The sequence below is a fragment of the Flavobacterium kingsejongi genome, from assembly GCF_003076475.1.
Lineage (GTDB): Bacteria > Bacteroidota > Bacteroidia > Flavobacteriales > Flavobacteriaceae > Flavobacterium > Flavobacterium kingsejongi.
In genome coordinates this window covers 928,167-947,688 of sequence record NZ_CP020919.1, presented here as the reverse complement: position 1 = coordinate 947,688, position 19,522 = coordinate 928,167, and the positions used below count along the sequence as shown (strand labels likewise).

The 19,522-nt window shown below is 39.8% G+C and carries 13 protein-coding genes; 8 read left to right on the top strand and 5 right to left on the bottom strand.

Going from position 1 to position 19,522, the window contains the following annotated elements; all coding sequences use genetic code 11:
• Window positions 1-658: 658 nt before the first annotated feature.
• From FK004_RS04115 to istA, 4 genes are all read right to left on the bottom strand, one after another.
• On the bottom strand, window positions 659-1,615 hold the full coding sequence (locus tag FK004_RS04115; protein ID WP_108736115.1) for a helix-turn-helix transcriptional regulator: 957 nt from the start codon (window positions 1,613-1,615) through the stop codon (window positions 659-661).
• A 3-nt stretch (window positions 1,616-1,618) separates the two neighbouring features.
• Window positions 1,619-2,599: a helix-turn-helix transcriptional regulator gene (locus tag FK004_RS04110; protein ID WP_108736114.1), complete on the bottom strand. Its 981-nt coding sequence runs from the start codon at window positions 2,597-2,599 to the stop codon at window positions 1,619-1,621.
• A gap of 306 nt (window positions 2,600-2,905) precedes the next feature.
• A complete protein-coding gene (istB, locus tag FK004_RS04105; RefSeq protein WP_056251131.1) occupies window positions 2,906-3,643 on the bottom strand; it encodes an IS21-like element helper ATPase IstB in 738 nt (245 codons plus the stop codon).
• A gap of 16 nt (window positions 3,644-3,659) precedes the next feature.
• The gene (gene istA, locus FK004_RS04100) at window positions 3,660-5,207 is read right to left on the bottom strand and encodes an IS21 family transposase (RefSeq protein WP_108735486.1); all 1,548 of its coding nucleotides are present in this window, start codon (window positions 5,205-5,207) and stop codon (window positions 3,660-3,662) included.
• A 394-nt stretch (window positions 5,208-5,601) separates the two neighbouring features.
• Between istA and FK004_RS04095 the strand changes: the two genes are divergently transcribed.
• From FK004_RS04095 to FK004_RS04065, 7 genes are all read left to right on the top strand, one after another.
• Window positions 5,602-6,825 (top strand): aminotransferase class V-fold PLP-dependent enzyme, encoded by a 1,224-nt coding sequence (locus FK004_RS04095; protein WP_108736113.1) that lies wholly within the window; start codon window positions 5,602-5,604, stop codon window positions 6,823-6,825.
• 45 nt (window positions 6,826-6,870) lie between these two features.
• Window positions 6,871-7,308 carry a hypothetical protein gene (locus FK004_RS04090; RefSeq protein ID WP_108736112.1) on the top strand — a complete coding sequence of 146 codons (438 nt, stop codon included), beginning with the start codon at window positions 6,871-6,873 and terminating at the stop codon, window positions 7,306-7,308.
• Window positions 7,308-7,730: a SufE family protein gene (locus FK004_RS04085; protein WP_108736111.1), complete on the top strand. Its 423-nt coding sequence runs from the start codon at window positions 7,308-7,310 to the stop codon at window positions 7,728-7,730. The genes FK004_RS04090 and FK004_RS04085 overlap by 1 nt, the downstream gene beginning before the upstream one ends.
• A gap of 62 nt (window positions 7,731-7,792) precedes the next feature.
• Window positions 7,793-8,122, top strand: a complete 330-nt coding sequence (locus FK004_RS04080) for an SUF system Fe-S cluster assembly protein (RefSeq protein WP_108736110.1) — start codon at window positions 7,793-7,795, stop codon at window positions 8,120-8,122.
• A 22-nt stretch (window positions 8,123-8,144) separates the two neighbouring features.
• Window positions 8,145-8,651, top strand: a complete 507-nt coding sequence (locus tag FK004_RS04075) for a DUF2480 family protein (RefSeq protein ID WP_108736109.1) — start codon at window positions 8,145-8,147, stop codon at window positions 8,649-8,651.
• 68 nt (window positions 8,652-8,719) lie between these two features.
• Window positions 8,720-9,613: a DUF3078 domain-containing protein gene (locus tag FK004_RS04070; protein WP_108736108.1), complete on the top strand. Its 894-nt coding sequence runs from the start codon at window positions 8,720-8,722 to the stop codon at window positions 9,611-9,613.
• A 572-nt stretch (window positions 9,614-10,185) separates the two neighbouring features.
• Window positions 10,186-11,589, top strand: coding sequence for a DUF5723 family protein (locus tag FK004_RS04065; RefSeq protein WP_157956024.1), 1,404 nt, complete (start codon window positions 10,186-10,188; stop codon window positions 11,587-11,589).
• A gap of 175 nt (window positions 11,590-11,764) precedes the next feature.
• Here FK004_RS04065 and hflX read toward each other — a convergent pair whose 3' ends face one another.
• Window positions 11,765-13,003: a GTPase HflX gene (hflX, locus tag FK004_RS04060; RefSeq protein ID WP_108736106.1), complete on the bottom strand. Its 1,239-nt coding sequence runs from the start codon at window positions 13,001-13,003 to the stop codon at window positions 11,765-11,767.
• 173 nt (window positions 13,004-13,176) lie between these two features.
• Here hflX and FK004_RS04055 point away from each other — a divergent pair, with 173 nt between their 5' ends.
• Window positions 13,177-19,494 (top strand): fibronectin type III domain-containing protein, encoded by a 6,318-nt coding sequence (locus FK004_RS04055; protein ID WP_108736105.1) that lies wholly within the window; start codon window positions 13,177-13,179, stop codon window positions 19,492-19,494.
• Window positions 19,495-19,522: the final 28 nt, after the last annotated feature.

Below are 19,522 nucleotides of genomic sequence, written 5' to 3'. Positions count from 1 at the left end.
TTGTCTCCCCAGAAAATAGGAACCTACTGTACTGTCCGTCCGTCTACTATGTGGTGTAGTATAGCGCTATGCTATATCACTGAGGGGCAACGGTGCAGTTTTTGTAACATTAAATCCGGCAATTGCTTGCTTCCCCGTGGATCATAACGTAACCGCACTGTTGTTCCTTCAGCCTACTATATTTTTGCCTGTCCTTCCAGAAGGTAAGGGTGGCATGGTTGTAACTGAGGTCCGGCAGCGCATAATTTTGAATTCTGCAATTGCTTGCTCCCCCTGAATCCTAATCATTAAAGTCGCGCTGCCAGTACCATCAGCACCTACTACTCGTGGTGAATCGATTGAGCTGTTTTGCTGTAAAGCACCAAGTGCTCAATCGGGCTGTACTGATTATACTACTGATTTACAGTAGCAACAAACAGTGATCAATACAGTCATTATTTCTAATGTGCTGATTGATACTGCAAAATTGAGGCATTTAGTTTTTTTAAAGTACCCCTAAACGTCTTTTTAATTGTAGAATAAGACAAAACCGTTATTTTTTCGGGTATTTTGGTGGAAAATATAGTGTAAGAGTGATCGGCTCATCTGCTTTAGGCAGAAAAGACCCTGATAGTCAATGCGATAAAATGATGCTAATTTGTGCTGGGAATGGCTGTTTTTATTCCAAACGTTCGAAATCGTCTATGGCCCTTCTTTTGAAATGTTTGTAATAACTGGAAGAGAAATAACTCAATTTACTATAGCCGAGCTGATGGATGACGTCGGTCAAGCTTTTGTACTTCTGGCTTTTCAGCATGACGCGTGCCAGTAGCATTTTTTCACGGATGAAAAAATTATTGGGGGTATCGATATACATTTTTTTAAACAGCCCTTTGTATTTGGAAATTGACATTCCGGCTTTCTCTGCCAAAAAAGGCAATCCTGGGAATTCGCTAAACAGGTTGTGCATCAAGTAGTCCTTGGTCATGTTCAGTGCTTTGGTTTCCGGCTCTGAGACATGGTGCAGCAAAGGCATAAGATTGGTATAGCGCTCGATGAATTTGGCTAATAATTTGAGGGCAGTGCTTTTGAGGTGTATTTCAAAAGTAGGATCGGAAAGAGACCTGTTTTTAATGGCATGCAATATGATTTTACTCCTGCTGTCAATATGGTCGTGGAAAAATAAGGTTGCATTGCGCATACCGGATGTAATTGCCGGACGCAGCAGTTCTTTTGAAACCAGGAGCCGAAGGGCAAAAATACGCTCTCCTACCGCGGGTTCAAAAATGTTCTCGATATTGTTGTCAATCACGCCAAGGCCAAGATTGGCTTTGTAACCGATTTTGTGCTTCTTGCCGTTGATGTGGATCAAATTGATCTCGTCGCTGAAATCATAATGTATGATGTACAGGCTTTCGTCCGAACTCTGTCGCCGGATCCGGATGGGCTGATTGAAATTTAGATCCAGCAATACTACCGAAAGTCCGGGAACAACCTGTGTGAAAAAACATTCCCCATCCGCAATTTCCCGGGGGAAAACCATTCTTTTGAGTCCGATCAGTTCTCCGCCGGTCTGTTTAATAATTCCCTCCTGCCATTCAGGGGTAAGAGAATAGACATGATGAACTTCAATCATATATTATAACTGTTTAATGAATTTCTTAGGGGACATTCCGAAATAGTCTTTAAATTTCACGGTAAAATATGAATTATTGGTAAAACTCAGCAGGTCAGAAATCTGCGTAATAGATAATTCCCCGGTCTCTAATAGGGTTTTTGCCTTGATGAGCTTGTTGTTTAAGAAAAAAGCATTGGGCGTGATTCCAGTAATTTTCTTGAACAGCCCTTTGTATTTCGATTCCGACATATTGGCCTGTTGTGCTAAAAATTCAATTCCCGGGAAAGCACTGTCCAGGTTATCAATCAGATAGGATTGGGATTTTATAATACTGGTCAGGTCATCCTCATTCAGGGTTTCGATGACCAGGTCCTTAAAATCCATTTTTTCGATATAATCAGCAATAAGTGCCATGACAGTTCCCCTAAGGTAAAAGTCAAAGGCAGGGCCACCGGGTGTTTTGCTTCTCAGGTCACTGATCAGGTTGTGGCTGTCATTGCTCATTCGCGTAAACTTTATGACGGTATTGGTTTTGGGATCCAGCAACCGATCGGTATGTTCACTTAAGGTAGGGTTTTTCTTAAAATAGTACTTTACCGCTTCCTTTTTAATAAAGATGCAGAGGGCAAAAGTATGGCTTCCGGGTTTTACGATATAATCGGAACTCAGCGAGCTGTCGACAATGGCCAGGTTATAATCCCAGCGCCCGACAGGATTCGCCGCCGTATCGGATACCAATACCGCTTCCCCTTCGGTAAGATTGTAATACAAACCCACAAAATCATCATTGTTGTTTTCCTGGCGCAAGTGCAGTTCCTTATGGTAAACCACATCAACATACATCACCGAAATTCCGGGATCGCACTCGAGGATATAGCGGTGGCCCGTATGTATTGTTTCGGGAATCCTGATGAAATTCCCGTCTACAGTGCCATCAAGTTGTGTGGCAAAATGCGCAGCCCAATCCAGTTCGACTCCATAATGGTGGACAATCTTTTTCATATAAGTAAGTATTAATTAGTATGTACTAAAAAAGGTTTTTTTTAAATGAGATTCGGGGAGGATAACAAAACTACTAAAAAAAACAAGATGTTACACAAATGTAAAATGTGTGGGATATAGTATTTTTGAGGGGAATGTTATAACGGTGCAAATTCCGGTTATATTGATCACCCCATTCCGTTTTAAAGTGAGCACCTGATTCCAGTTCAAAATGACCACCTAATTCCGGTGCAAAGTGAGCACCTCCGTTTTGATTAAAAACTATATTTTTTCATCTGTTAATTAGTATTCAAATATAATAAAATATCACTCTTTGTTTATTCCTCTTTTCTTTCTCATGGATTCTCCATGTAATTCAAGCCTATGAGATTGGTGTATAAGTCTGTCTAATATTGCATCGGCTATCGTTTTTTCTCCAATTATATCATACCAGCCTTGAACTGGTATTTGTGATGTCACGATTATAGAGCCGTTATTATGCCTGTCCTCTATGATCTCTAAAAGAGTAATTCGGTTATGGCTGTCAAGTGCCTGGAGTCCAAAATCATCAAGTATTATAACATCCTGTCTTTGTATTTTGGTAAGTTCCCGTAGATAAGTACCATCTGCTTTAGCCATTTTTAGTCTAGCGAACAATTTTGAGGTATTAAAATAACTTACCTTAAAACCCTGTATACAGGCTTGATAACCTAATGCAGTACCTAAATAACTTTTACCGACACCGGTGCTTCCAGTGATTAAAATGTTTTCGTTTTTCTCTATAAATTCGCATTCTGCCAGACGCAGTACCATGTTTCGGTCCAGGTTACGTGATACATCAAAATTGATACTTTCAATATTTGATTTGTAATGGAATTTGGCATTAGTGATACTTCGTTCAATACGACGATTGTACCTTTCATCCCATTCTGCATCAATAATCATCGATACAAACTGGTCAAGGGTATAATGATCTGTTTTCCCGCTTTCAATGGCTGTTTTAAAAGCATTAAACATGCCATAAAGCTTCATTTGTTTCATTTTGGTTACTGTGGATTCATTCATTTTTTCAAGATTTAATTTAGTTATAATAGTGTTTTCCTCTTATGTTACTGTGATCGGGAAGTTCCTGCTCAGGTTCTTGATCAAAATCAATATGATCCAAGTTGTTTTCTAAAATGTTTTGTATGGTCTTAAAATTGTAAATTTTAAAATCAAGTGCCCGCCTGCAGGCATTTATTAATCGCTGTCTGCCTACCTTTTTTTCAAAATTCAGTATTCCTAAACAGCTTTTATAAGCCTGTTCTGGATGATTTCTGCTTTCGATTATCTGCATTATATATTCTCCTACTGACTCATCAATATTATTAGCCCATTCAATGAAGCGGGCAGCACTCCATTGGGCTACAAATTGATGTGTACTGGCTAAATGCTCAGGAGTTGTTGTATAGACATAAGGTTTGTAGTTTCTTGGATGTACAGCTATTCGATTGTATTTATAATAAATCTCTACTGTTGATTTGGTATATAACAGCTTGGCTTTCTTCTTTACATATTGATACGGAACGCTGTAATAGTTTTTGTCCTGGCTTAATTGAACATGACCGTTTTGCATTACTGTTGCAAAAGACTGGTATTTAATTTCAAAACGATCTTGTGGGAGTGGACGCAGTTTTTCTTTCTCGTCTTCTAAAAATAATTCAAAGCGGGAATAAGGGCGTCCTGTCAGTTTTCTGTTATTGTGAGAGTCAAGTAAATCCCAGATCTGCTGGTTTAATTCTTCCAGAGAAAAGAACTTAGTTTCTTTTATGGTTACATAAATCCTTCGATATAATATCTTAACAGCTCCTTCAACTAGTGACTTGTCTCTGGGCCTGTAAGCTCTGGCAGGTAAAATTGTGGTTTCGTAATGTTCTGCTAAATCAGCCAGGGTTTCATTGATTGTCGGTTCAAAACGACTGCTTTTTATTACGGCAGATTTTAAATTATCTGGAACAATGGCGGCAGGAGTGCCTTCAAAAAAGCGCATGGCATTTTCTACCGAGTCAACAAAGTTTTCCTTTTGCTGGCTCATGGAAGCTTCAGCATACGTGTATTGGCTAGCGCCCAATATTGCTACAAAAAATTGTACTTCTTTGACTTCTCCAGTATCTATATCAATAATTGAGAGTGTCTTTCCGGCATAATCAACATACATTTTATCACCAGCCTTATGGTTCATATGCATGACCGGATTAACTCGTTTGCCCCATATATTGTAATGATAATGAAATTGTGAAGTTCGATAACCATCAGGATTTACAGCAATATATTGTTCCCACATATGCTGTACGGTAACGCCAACTTTTTTTAGTTCACGTTCCATTTTAGGAAAAAAATCATAAAGTGTCTGTAATCTCGGGCTAATGGCCTCTACACTAGTCTGGGAGAATAAAAGTTCCAGCTCTGCATCGGTTTTTTGGTCGATTAATTCAAAGCTTAATTCGAGAACTTCAAATAAAGAAATATATTTCTTTACCGTATTTCTTGAAAGGGATAAGTAGCTACTTATAAATAACTTACTCTTTCCATTACAATAGAATTTAATTACTTTTCTAATTTTACTCATGTCTGTTATTTTGTTTGCCATAATCCGTAAATTTTTAACGAATGTATGGTTCTAACAACATGAAAAAATCAATAGTTTTTAATACTTAATTCACCACAAAACTTGGTGGTCAATTTGCTCCGGAATTAGGTGGTCAGTTTGCTCCGGAACGGGTGGTCAATTTACTCCGGAATTAGGTGGTCAAATTGACCGGTTTTTCCAATAACGGTACAAATGAGCACAAAATCATAGCATTTTTTGGTTAACAAATACTTTGCCGATTATTCGCCAAGGCTGCAGCAAATATTAAATCTCTCTAAATAATCCCATATTATTCTTTTAATTAAATAACATACAGTAAATTTGTAACGGTTTTAAATTACGAAAGCCCGTTGCCAGATTTAAAGGGGCAACACTTAATAAAAGGATTCATAATATGTTAGATATAGAGAAGATTAGAGCTGATTTTCCGATACTTTCCCAGAAGGTAAATGGCAAGCCGCTCGTTTATTTTGATAACGCTGCCACCTCACAAAAACCAACGGTGGTGATTGACGCCATCTCAGGATATTATAAAGAAATAAATGCGAATATTCACAGAGGCGTACATACGTTAAGCCAGATTGCTACGGATGCCTATGAAGTGTCGCGCAAAAAAATACAGGCGCATATCAATGCGGAAAAAGCGCATGAAGTTTTATTTACTTCGGGAACTACACACGGAATCAACCTTGTGGCCAGTGGATTTGGCGCTATTTTAAAATCGGGCGATGAAGTATTGGTTTCGGCATTGGAACACCATTCCAATATTGTGCCGTGGCAAATGTTATGTGAAAAAACAGGTGCCGTACTGAAAGTAATCCCAATGGATCAAAATGGGGAACTGATTCAGGACGCCTATGATGCCTTATTATCTGAAAAAACGAAAATTGTTGCTGTAAACCATATCTCCAATGCGTTAGGAACGATCAACCCGATTCAACGGATGATTGCAAAAGCCCATGAAGTGGGTGCTGCTGTTTTAATTGATGGCGCACAGGCAACACCACACCTGAGACCAGATGTGCAGGCACTGGATTGTGATTTTTATGTCTTTTCCGGCCATAAAATCTGTGGCCCTACGGGGACCGGTGTTTTATATGGAAAAGAAGTATGGCTTGAAAAACTGCCACCGTATCAGGGTGGCGGTGAAATGATCAAAGAAGTGACATTCGAGAAAACAACCTATGCAGGCCTTCCGCATAAATTTGAAGCGGGAACGCCAAATATTGAAGGTGGTATTGTGCTGGGAACTTCCATCGATTATCTGAATGCTATTGGTTTTGAGAACATTGCAGCCTATGAACACGAGTTGTTGGTTTATGGAACAGAACGTTTACTCGAAATTGAAGGGCTAAAGATTTATGGCCCCAATGTGGACAGTGGAAATAAAACCGCTGTAATTTCGTTCAATATCGATGGGATCCACCCCTATGATATCGGTACGATTATCGACCGCCAGGGAATTGCAGTACGCACAGGCCATCACTGCGCACAACCGATAATGAGCTTTTTTGAAATACCCGGTACCATCAGGGCTTCTTTTGCTTTTTACAACACTAAGGAAGAAATTGACCTTATGGTGGCAGCGATTAAAAAAGCCCGAACCATGTTGGTGTAAACCGGGAATCGCCGGAATAATAATGAACTTTAAAGTATACGCACTATGAAAACAATAACCTTGTTAGTACTGACATTATTTTTAGCGAAAGGATGCGGTAGCACCGGATTAAAAAAGGAAGGCGACACTATCTCGATAGAATATGAGGCGCTGACCCGTGGGACGTATAATAAAATAATTACGAAACGTGATACCGTAATTACGATCAAGGATCGGGAGATGAAAAACCCGATACAGCGTACACTGTCTACCAACGACTGGAATACCATTCTGAAACTCATGAGTGAAATAAATCTGGAGACTGTAGCTGACTTGAAAGCGCCTACAAAAGAACGTTTCCACGACGGTGCCATGATGGCAAATATTACAGTAATCTATAGAGATAAAATCTATAAATCGACGACATTTGACCACGGGCACCCCCCTAAAGAAATTGAAAAACTGGTCGAAAAAATAATTGCGACCTCAGATTTAAATAAATAATGACGATTAAAGCCATACAAGAAGAGATCATAGACGAATTTTCCATGTTTGATGACTGGGACGAGCGTTTTCAATATATCATTGACTTAGGCAAAAGCCTGCCGCTTATTGACGAAGCCTTTAAGAAAGATGAAAATACAATTAAAGGCTGCCAGTCGAAGGTATGGCTCCATGCAGAAGAACAGGATGGCGTGATTGTTTTTACAGCCGATAGTGATGCGATCATCACCAAAGGTATAATTGCGATACTAATCCGTACGTTCTCGAACCATAAAGCCAAAGAAATACTGGAAGCAGATATGGGATTTATTGAGGAAATCGGATTAAAGGACCATTTGTCGCCAACCCGTGCGAATGGCCTGGTTTCGATGATCAAACAAATTAAAATATATGCCCTGGCATTCGAATCTAAAAATAATTAAAAACGGCAGCCATTAGCATCGCCGGATTTTAAATTCAAAGTAAATTAATACGTAACAGACCCATGGAACAAGATATAGTAATAGATACCAATCAATTAGGTGAGGATATTGTAAAAGTGCTGAAAACCATTTATGACCCGGAGATACCTGTGGATATTTATGAATTAGGTCTCATTTATGATGTGATGGTAAATACGGATTACGAGGTAAAAATCTTAATGACACTGACCTCTCCAAACTGCCCGGTTGCAGAAAGCCTGCCACAGGAAGTGGAACAAAAAGTAAAGGCTCTTGACAGTGTCAAAGCAGCTGAAGTAGAGATTACATTCGACCCGCCATGGACTAAAGATCTAATGAGTGAAGAGGCCAAACTGGAATTAGGAATGCTATAATGAAACGCAAAAGGAACGGACTATGGAAGGGGAGATTATAAATAAAGTTGCCAACAGTGCCCTGCAGATTTTTGACCTGGAGGATTATTATCCGAAAGGAAAACGAACCCAACTGGATATATCGCAATGGCTCTATGAAGGTTTTCTGCTCAAAGAAAAGGACTTCCGGGAGCAATTGAAAAATCATGACTGGACACAATATCAGGATCAGTATGTAGCGATACATTGCAGTACCGATGCTATTGTCCCAGCATGGTCGTCTATTTTGGTCACATTACACCTGGCGCCTTTTGCCAAAAAAGTAGTTGTGGGAACTCTGGAAGACCTGGATACCGCACTCTACCAGGATATTTTGCCCACACTGGATTACAGTAGTTATGAAGGTAAGCCCCTAATTATAAAAGGCTGTTCTTCAAAACCGGTACCCATGAGTGCGTATGTGCTCGCAGCCCAATACCTTCAGCCTTTTGCGCGAAGTATTATGTATGGTGAAGCCTGCTCGGCGGTTCCATTATTTAAAAAGAAGTAAGTTTTTTAAAAATTTCCGGGTGATTTGTCAGTTCTTTTTTATTTTTGTTAAAACCCAAATCTAAAACTATGAGAAAAATCGCCATTACATTGCTAAGTGTTTTCGGAATGGTAAATGCTTATGCCCAGGATCAGAATGATGCGCAGGCTGTTGCAGATACGACCAAGCACTGGACGACAAAGGGAAATGCTTCCTTACTGTTTAATCAGTCTACTTTTAGTAACTGGCTTGCCGGGGGAGAAAATAACGTTGCTGGAAACCTCGGTCTGAATTATGATTTCAATTATAAAAAGAAGGAATGGAGCTGGGATAATAAAGTGATTGCCTCTTATGGTATCGTAAAGACCCAAAATAGTTCGTTTGCCAAAAAGACCGATGACCGTTTTGAATTCAATTCGCTTTTAGGGAAAAAATTTGATCCACAGAGCCTTTGGTACTATTCTGCATTTTTAAACTTTAAAACACAGTTTACCAAAGGATATTCTTATAGTAAAGATGTAAATGGGGTAGAAATACGTAGTGAATATACCAATATTCTCTCTCCGGGATATCTTTCCTTTGGTCCGGGTATCCTTTGGAAGAAAAATGATAACCTGAAATTCAATTTTGCACCGGCAACTTCTAAAATTACTATTGTAGATAAAAACTTTACCTTGCCCGATGAGAAATATTTTGGGGTAGCCGAAGGGAAATCATTGCGTTATGAATTAGGTTTTAATGCTTCAGCCTACTATAAGCTGGATGTTATGGCTAATGTAACCTTTGAGAATATTCTGAATCTGTATTCCAATTACCTGGAAGATCCACAGAATGTCGATTTGGATTACCAACTTAATATTGTGCTTAAGATTAACCGTTATTTGTCGACGAATCTGTCTTTTCAAACGATTTATGATGACAATGCTTTCCGTGGATTCCAGATACGTCAGGTATTCGGTGTAGGGGCCAACTACGGATTCTAATACTAAAAGATTACGCTACTGTCAGAGCCTATATGTGATGACAGATGAATCAACTATAAGCAAAACCAGTGATAGCTATATCACTGGTTTTTTTATGCCTGTACCTGAAATTCCAATTGTGCACTACCTATAGTTATAATAGGTTCCTACATCCTTTGTTTCGGGTAATAATAATCAGGGGGCAACTTTCGTTTCTATTGGGTAGGGCTATGTTCGTATCTTGTTTATTTTGAATGTACTATGGTTTAAAAGTTGATGGGTTTGAATGATTTGTCAATCCTGATTGGCTTTGATTGATTTTGTAATTGAAGCAGGTAATAAATAGCCTATTCTAACATTCTTTTGGCTTATTGTAGCTATTGATGCCATGTGCCAGGATTACCTTTGCATTTTTTATATCTAAAGGGATTGTAACTATAGTAACCTATACTGCTTTTTAGCGATAAGGAAACAATTGTTTCTGTTTGATAAGCGTAAAATCGCTGCTCGACTGTTATGCTCCCGGAGACTGCATGTGTCAATTCTTATTTTGGAGTTTTCTGCAACGAATTAAACATCCTATTCCTTACCCAGTGAAAAAACATTTGCTTGCCCTATTTTTTATCAATATTGCTGTAACGGCTACGGCACAATCCTATATGGGGTATTTTCATGATAATTATGCCGGAGTGCAAAGTGTACTTTTTAATCCGGCAATGATTGCAGATTCCCGTTTTAAGACTGATATTAATTTGTTTTCTGTGAGCGCTTTTGCAGGGAATGATTTGTATGGAGTTCGGCTTTTTGATGTATATAAGAAAGGGTATGATTTTGATAAAGAAGCTAAAGTGACCACTCGTGCTACTAATAATGCGATTGGTAATGTTGATGTTATGGGGACTTCATTTATGTTTAATATTGCGCCCAAACATACTGTGGCATTATTTACAAGAGCACGCTCTATAATAAATGTTGGCCGGGTAAATGGCAATCTTGTCGATGATGTAAAAGATGGATTGGATGTTGCACAAAGTTTTAAATTTAACGGAAACAGTCCCAATGGTGTAGGACATGCCTGGGGAGAAGTGGGGCTTTCTTATGCAACGGTATTAGTGCAACAGCGAGAGCATTTCCTGAAAGGGGGGCTTACAGTCAAATATTTGCAGGGAGGGGCTAATGCTTATGTACAAGGCGGTGATATTGGACTGACATTGGTTCGAAATACTATAGATCCCAAACTTGGCAGTGTGACTTCAAACGGAGAAGTTACTATTGGAGGCAGTCACGACTTTGAAGCAAGCCAGGATTTAGAGTTTGATATCAATTCGGCCGGAGTAGGTTTTGATTTCGGGTTGGTATACGAATGGCGGCCGGATTACGAAGATTATGATTTGCGGTATGCCCGCCCACTTGATAATGGTTTTAGGGAATTTAATAAGTATAAATTGCGTTTTGGATTATCCGTAACCGATATTGGGGGCATCCATTATAGGAAATCCAGACAAGATACCTATAATCTGAATGGTGTAGTTACAGTGGATATGATCGATAATGTAGATGATATCTATGATTTCCTCAATGCGAATTACAATAGGATTACAACGACTAAAGGCGTGAGAGCCAACCTGCCTACTGCGCTTCATGCGGAGGTAGACTGGAATATTGCGAACAAATACTACCTGAATTTAAATGGGGATATTAGCATGGTTGCTGATAATAAATTAAATGGAAATAGTATTGCTAACCGGTTAAGCCTGACGCCCCGGTATGAAAGTCGCTGGTTTAGCTTTTATGTGCCTGTGTCCTGGATGGAATACAGTGGAATGCAAGTTGGTTCGGGTTTGAGGGTGGGGGCTTTCTTTATTGGATCGGGTTCTGTACTTACCAATTTACTTTCAAAACAATCGAAAGCCGCTGATTTTTATATTGGAATAAAAATACCGGTTTATCAAAAAGAATTGAAAGAGACCTGCAGGCCGTGTTATTTCAGTAAATAGGCTTACTATTCCTCAACGGATAACCTGATGATGATATAATTTAAAATTCCACAAGGCCTTAGTGATAAAGCCTTGTGGAACAAATGGGTAGTATAGTAGTGATACTAAAACACAATAACAGTGCAGATAGGAATTCGTCGCCTATATTATGTTATGATTTCACGTTATGGGAATGTTATTCTTCTTCTTCTTCCTCTTTTTCAGGAGCTTCTTTGAACTCCGGATATAAAAACTTATTGTAAGGGAATCGTGCAATGTGGATTTCTCTTACAGCTTCATAAACCTTCTCTCTGAATTCTTCGAAATTTTCTTTATTAACCGCAGAAATGAATAATGCATTATCGGGACCTACTGAGGACATCCAGGTAGCTTTCCAGTCTTCCAGCGTATTATGGCGATTGGTTTTTTCGGTTACCAGATCATCAGCATCAATAGTCAGGTATTTGTAGGCATCGATTTTATTGAATACCATAATAGTAGGTTTGTCCGCACTTTTGATATCCTGTAGGATCTGGTTTACGGAAGCAATATGATCCTCAAAATCTGGATGTGAAATATCCACGACATGCAGCAGTAAATCGGCTTCCCGAACTTCATCCAGCGTACTTTTGAAAGAATCGACCAATTGAGTTGGCAGTTTGCGTATAAAACCTACCGTATCCGATAAAAGGAATGGGAGGTTGCGGATGACTACTTTACGAACGGTAGTGTCCAGCGTAGCAAACAATTTATTTTCAACAAACACATCGCTTTTTCCAATCGCATTCATCAGGGTGGATTTACCTACATTGGTATATCCAACTAATGCCACACGTACCATAGTGCCGCGGTTTCCACGTTGTACAGACATTTGTTTGTCGATGGTTTTTATTTTTTCTTTGAGCAATGCAATCCTGTCACGTACAATACGGCGGTCAGTTTCGATCTCGGTTTCACCCGGACCACGCATTCCAATTCCCCCTTTTTGACGTTCTAAGTGCGTCCACATACCAGAGAGTCTTGGCAGCAGGTAGATGCACTGCGCCAATTCTACCTGTGTTCTCGCATAGGAGGTTTCAGCCCTTTGCGCGAAAATGTCCAAAATAAGATTGGTACGGTCTAAAACCTTACAATCTACTATTTTGGTAATATTTTTTTGTTGGGAAGGTGATAATTCATCATCAAAGATAATGGTGGAGATATTGTGCTCCTTAACATACAGGTTAATCTCATCCATTTTTCCTGTTCCTAAGAAGGTTTTGGGATTTGGACGCTCCATTTTCTGCGAAAATCGTTTCACTACTTCACCACCGGCTGTAAAAGTTAAAAATTCCAACTCATCCAAATATTCTTTCAGCTTATCTTCTGATTGATTCTGAGTTACAATTCCAACAATAACAGTTTTTTCGAACGTATTTTTTTCTTTTTCCAGCATATAACTTATTATACTACAAAGCTAGTGAATTCAATAGGATTAATTATCGAATTTGTATTTGAAAAAAGCCCGTTTGAAAGAAATGATTGTTAAATATTAATTTTAGTTTAAATTATTCTTAAAAAGAGTTAAATTTGAAAATCAAAATTCTATTAAATTCATACAAACAAACTATGAAAAAAATTACACTATTAATTTTTATGCTCTTGTTGTCGTTTGTGAGTGGCTACGGCCAGTTTACAGAAGGCTTCGAGGGCGCGTCTTTTCCGCCCACGGGTTGGACGACAATTCACACCGGGCCAGCCAATTCCCCTACTTGGGGTATGGTTAATTCCGGAACAACTGGTGCAGTACATTCTGGTACACAGGCTGCATTAATAAATAGACCTCCTGTTGATGTTGCCGGAACGGTTAACACAGACTGGTTAATTAGTAATCAAGTTTCGATACCTATTAATGGGCAGTTGCGCTTTTTTGCTAAGCAAGCGGCATCTGGAGATCAGGGGACTATTTTTCAATTGCGTATTTCTACTACTTCCCAAACATTGGAAACTGCTTATACAGTAGTCAAACAATGGACGGAATTGGAAATGAACACAAATTACAATACCTATGAAGAAAAGGTATTTAATATTCCTGCTGCTTACCAAGGCCAACAGGTTTATATTGCTTTTGTGAAACTGCATACGCAAGTTACTGGAATACAGGGAGAACGTTGGTTTATTGATGACGTTAATCTTGTGACGCAATGTCTTGATCCTACAGCAGCTACAGCTGCAGCACAAAATATTACTGGGAATACCGCTAATTTAACATGGGTGGGTACAGCAGCTTCCTGGGACGTAGAACTCGTTCAGGGAACTCCAACAGTAGGCACAGGTACAATAACGCATACAGGAACGAACAACCCGTTTCCTGTAACTGGTTTAACGCCAAGTACGACATATACTTATTTTGTTCGTGCCAATTGTGGTGCAACAACCGGAAACTGGGTAGGTCCTTTTACCTTTACAACAACTCAGGTACCGGCGACACTCAATTACACGGAAGGTTTTGAAGGAACTCCATTATGGACAATTGGTAATGGAACGCAACTGAATAAATGGTTTATCGGGACGGCTACCAATAATGGTGGAACCCACTCCTTATATATATCAAGCAGCACTGATGGTGCACTGAACATTTACAATGTAGCCTCTACTTCTGTAGTTCATGCATATAGAGATATACAAATGCCTACGAACATCGACGAAGTTAATCTTTCTTTCGATTGGAAAGGTGTTGGTGAAGGGTTCTCAGGAACATTCTATGATTACTTCAGAGTGTGGTTAGTGCCAGCTTCTTTTGTACCGACACCGGGAACTCAAATCACGGCGGCTAACGGAACTCAAATTGGAGCACACTTTAATAACTCTACTACTTTCTTATCACCAAACTTTATTGTACCCGTATCGGCTTATGCCGGACAGGTCGTTCGATTGGTTTTTGAATGGAGAAATGATGGCAGTGCAGGAACACAACCACCAGCGGCAATTGATAATATTTCAATTGTTCCGGTAACATGTCCGGCACCTGCTAATATTACTATTGCGGGCCTTACTGAAAATGCGGCTACTTTATCCTGGAACCCGATAACATCGGTAACTCCAAGTTATGAATATTATTTAGCGACAACCAATACGGCTCCGACTGCTGCAACGACTCCAACTGGAACTGTTGCCACTGCTTCAGCGCCATTAAGTGGTTTGACCCCTTCTACAACCTATTATTTTTGGGTAAGAACAAATTGCGGTGCTAATGGTGGAAGTTTATGGACAGGTCCTTTTACTTTTTCAACGACACAAGTACCGGCTGCATTAAATTATACAGAAGGTTTTGAAGGCGCACATCAATGGATGTTGAGCAATGGAACACAAACGAATAAATGGATTGTAGGATCTGCTGTGAATAACGGTGGAACGAAATCATTATATATTTCGAACAACGGAACGGCAAATGCCTATACTTTAACGTCAACATCTGTTGTACATGCGTATAGAGATATCCAAATGCCTGCTACAGTAAGCCAGGTAAGTACAGTTTTTGACTGGAGAGCTGTTGGTGAAGGTTTTACGGGAACATTCACGGATTATTTTAGAGTATGGGTAGTACCGGCAACATTTACACCAGTTGCAGGAACTCAAATTACTGCTGCAAATAGTGGCGGACAGCAAATCGGGGTAAGCCTTAACAACTCTGCAAACTTTACAACGGCTTCTTATGTTTTTCCTGCTGCAGCTTATGCAGGTCAGGTAGTAAGAATCATCTTTGAGTGGAGAAATGATGGCGGCGGCGGTACTCAACCACCAGCAGCTATCGATAATGTAAATATTTCTGTTGTAACCTGTGAGGCTCCAACCGCATTGGCTACTGCCGGAGTAACTACAACTACTGCCAACGTAAACTGGACAGCTCCAGCATCTGGCGCTGCTTCTTATGATTACTATTCAGCAACCAGTAATACGGCTCCTAATGGAACTACTGTTCCTACAGGGAACGTAGCAGGAACTACTTTACCATTAACTGGACTTAACTCTGCGACTACCTATTATGTTTGGGTACGGAGCAATTGTGGTGCTACAAATGGAACAAGTATCTGGACAGGGCCAGTTGTTTTCACAACACCTCAGGTTCCGGCTACATTAAATTATACCGATGGTTTCGAAGGGGCAAATCCACAATGGATTATGAACAACGGAACACAAGTAAATAAATGGATTGTAGGTACTGCTGTGAACAATGGAGGTACACACTCTCTTTATATAACAGATAATGGAGGTACGACAAATACCTACAATTTATCTTCTGCTTCAACAGTACAAGCTTACAGGGATATTCAAATGCCAGCTACTGTTGGTGAGATCAGTGTGGTTTTTGACTGGAGAACTGTAGGAGAGTCGACGTATGACTACTTAAGAGTATGGTTAGTGCCTGCTTCTTTCACACCTACACCAGGGACACAAATTACAGCAGCAGCTGGCCGTGTACAGTTAAGCCAGAATTTAAACGCTTCTACGTCTTTTGTTACACAAACGTATATTGCACCAGCTTCAGCTTATGCGGGTCAATTAATGCGATTGGTTTTTGAATGGAAAAATGATAGTAGTGGTGGTGTTCAGCCGCCAGCAGCAGTTGATAATATCAATATTGGTCTCGTAACTTGTTCTTCACCTTCTGCTATAACAATGGCAGGCCTTACTGAAAATGCAACAAATATGTCATGGACGCCGCCAGCTAACGGTGCTGCTTCTTATGATTATTACCTTCAAACGGTAAATACGGTACCAACGGCAACTACGGTTCCTACTGGAAACGTTGTTCCTGCAACCGTTGCTTTATCAGGTCTGACACCTTCTACAGCATATTATTTCTGGGTAAGAAGTAATTGTGGTACAGATGGTACGAGTCTTTGGACTGGACCATTCAGTTTTACAACACCTCAGATTCCTGCACAAATGAACTTTGCAGATGATTTTGAAGGTACAGCATCATGGACATTGAATAATGGTACACAAACCAATAAATGGATCATCGGAAATGCAGTAAATAATGGCGGTGAAAATTCTTTGTATATCACTAATGATAACGGGAATTCAAATGCTTATACCTTAAGTGCAACAACAACGGCACAGGCCTATAGAGATATCCAGATGCCAGCAGTAATCGGAGAGGTAAGTTTATCTTTCGACTGGAGAGCGAATGGAGAATCTATTTATGACTATTTAAGAGTATGGTTAGTTCCGGTAACCTTTGTCCCAACTCCTGGTACACAAATTACAGCAGCTAATAGTGGTGGTATTCAGTTGGGCGCTAATTTTAATGCTTCAGCAGCTTTTACAACCCAAAATTACATCATTCAGGCTGCACCATATGCGGGGCAGATTGTACGATTAGTATTCGAATGGAGAAATGATGGCAGTGGAGGAACACAGCCACCAGCAGCAGTTGATAATATCAACCTGTCGGCATTAACGTGTCCTTCTCCTGTAAACTTAGCTTCTACAGCAGAAACGAATAGTTCTACAATTAACTTATCATGGACACCTACAGGTACAGAAACCCAATGGGAAGTTGTAGTTCAGGTAGCAGGTACTGGAACTCCGGTTTCAGGTGTTATAGTAAACGGTACACCAGCGTATAGTTATGCTGCTAATGCAGGTGTTTTCTATGAGTATTATGTAAGAGCCATCTGTAGTGATACAGAGAGCAGTTTCTGGTCAGGTCCTTTTGCATTCTCTATTTATTCTCCTCCTGGATGTGCCGCAGTGGATATCGTAGGTGTAGGAGTAGATATTGTTGACTCACAAATTATACTTTGTGAAGGTGAAGCAGAGCAATGTGTTAACTTAAACGCGTCTTATTTCGGAATTGGAGCTACTACATCATATGAAGTAAGTTCTATCCCATATAATCCTCCTTTCCCTTTTGTTGGAGGAACCGAAATGAACTCCACTATTGATGATGCATGGTCTCCGGTGATTAACTTGCCATTTGACTTCTGTTTCTTTGGAGAATCCTATACTTCAGCTCAGGTTGGATCTAATGGGGTAATCTCATTCAATGCGAACTATCCTGCGAATCAGGCTGGAAGCTGTCCGTATAGCTTTAACAACCAGGCAATACCAGCTACGAATTTCCCAATTAAAAATGCTATTTATGGCGTGTATCAGGATATCGATCCATCCATTAATAATGCATTCGCACATCCAAGTGTAAACTATCAGGTATTAGGAAACTATCCTTGTAGAGCATTAGTTGTGAACTTCTCTGAGGTGGCACAATTTGGATCAGCTTGTAATTCAAATGCTGCTGTTGGAGCACAAACATCACAAATTGTAATTTATGAAATTTCAAATATTATTGAGGTTTATGTAAAAAACAGGGTAGCTTGTCCTTCTTGGCAAAGTGGAGAGGGAGTAATTGGTATCCAGAACAATGCTGGAACAGATGCTTACACTCCAGACGATAGGAATACAGGTCCTTGGACTGCTACTGATGAAGCATGGAGATTTAATCCAAACGGAGATTCAAATGTGAACTTCCAATGGTTAAGAGACGGTGTTTTCTTTAGTAATCAACAAAATATTCAGGTATGTCTTTCTGAGCAGACGACTATGGTAGCACAAGCTAACTATACAAACTGTAACGGAGATGAGATTAACAGATCTTCTGAAGTAATCATTAAAGTTGTAAATCCTGAGGTTTCTAATCAGCCTACGAATCTTACGACTTGTACTACAGAAGCAACAGCTACATTTGATCTTTCAACAAATACAGCTGTAATCCTTGACGGACTGAACGCTGCAGATTATACTGTTGCTTATTTCCTTACGGATGCTGCGGCTCAAACTGGAAATGCTGTTGATGCAATTGCTGATACTACTGCTTTTGTAGGAACTGCTAATCAGACTATTTATGTTAGAGTAACGTCTAATGGTGCTGCTACAGGTTGTTTCGTAGTGAAAACATTCCAATTGATTTTCACCACACCAACACCAGCAGATCAAATTCAGGACGTAACAGTTTGTGATTCTTATATATTACCTGCTTTAAGTGCAAATAATAGTTATTACACAGGTCCAGGCGCAACAGGAACCCAGCTTCAGCCAGGTGATGTTGTAACAACAACTCAAACAATCCACGTATTTGCACAAACAGGTACTGGAGCAGATTGTGTTAACGAAAGTGAATTTACGGTAACTATTGGTGCAGCAATTGTTGCAGATGCACGAGCATCGGTAGTAGCATGTGGTAGCTATACACTTCCTGCACTTTCTCCAAACAATGCTTATTATACAGCAACTCAAGGAGGAGGTACACAACTGGCTGCAGGTACTGATATAACAACGACACAAGAAATTTTTGTTTACGCTGTTTCTGGTACATGTACAGATGAGAATACATTCACAGTAACCATTACACCACCAGCAGAAATCGCCATTGCGAATGACTGTGTAAACAACAAGCTGGAGTTAACGGCCAGTCCATTGAATGGCTCATTTGATGGCTCGGTAGTTACGTATACGTGGAAAACCTCCCAGGGTGCAATTGTAGGAACGAACAGTAATGTGTTTAATGTTACGGATTATGTAGTTGGGACTTTGGGCGAGAATTATACATTGCCTTTATTGTTTACGGTAACAATTACCAATGGCGATTGTGAGAGTACTGAAGGATTTACTGTGGAGAGTGTTTTCTGCAGGATTCCAAAAGGTTTGTCTCCCAATGGTGATGGTGATAATGATGACTTTAACCTAAGTGGATTAGGGGTTAAGAAACTGGTAATTTTCAATCGCTACGGACGTGAGGTTTATAGCTTTACGGGTGCTTATACGAACCAGTGGCATGGCCAGTCAAAAAATCATGATGAGTTGCCAGATGGTACGTACTATTATATGATAGAGAAAACCAACGGTACGAACGAAACAGGATGGGTTTATATTAATAAATAGAGAGTAACATAAGTTTGGATTTTCCTTC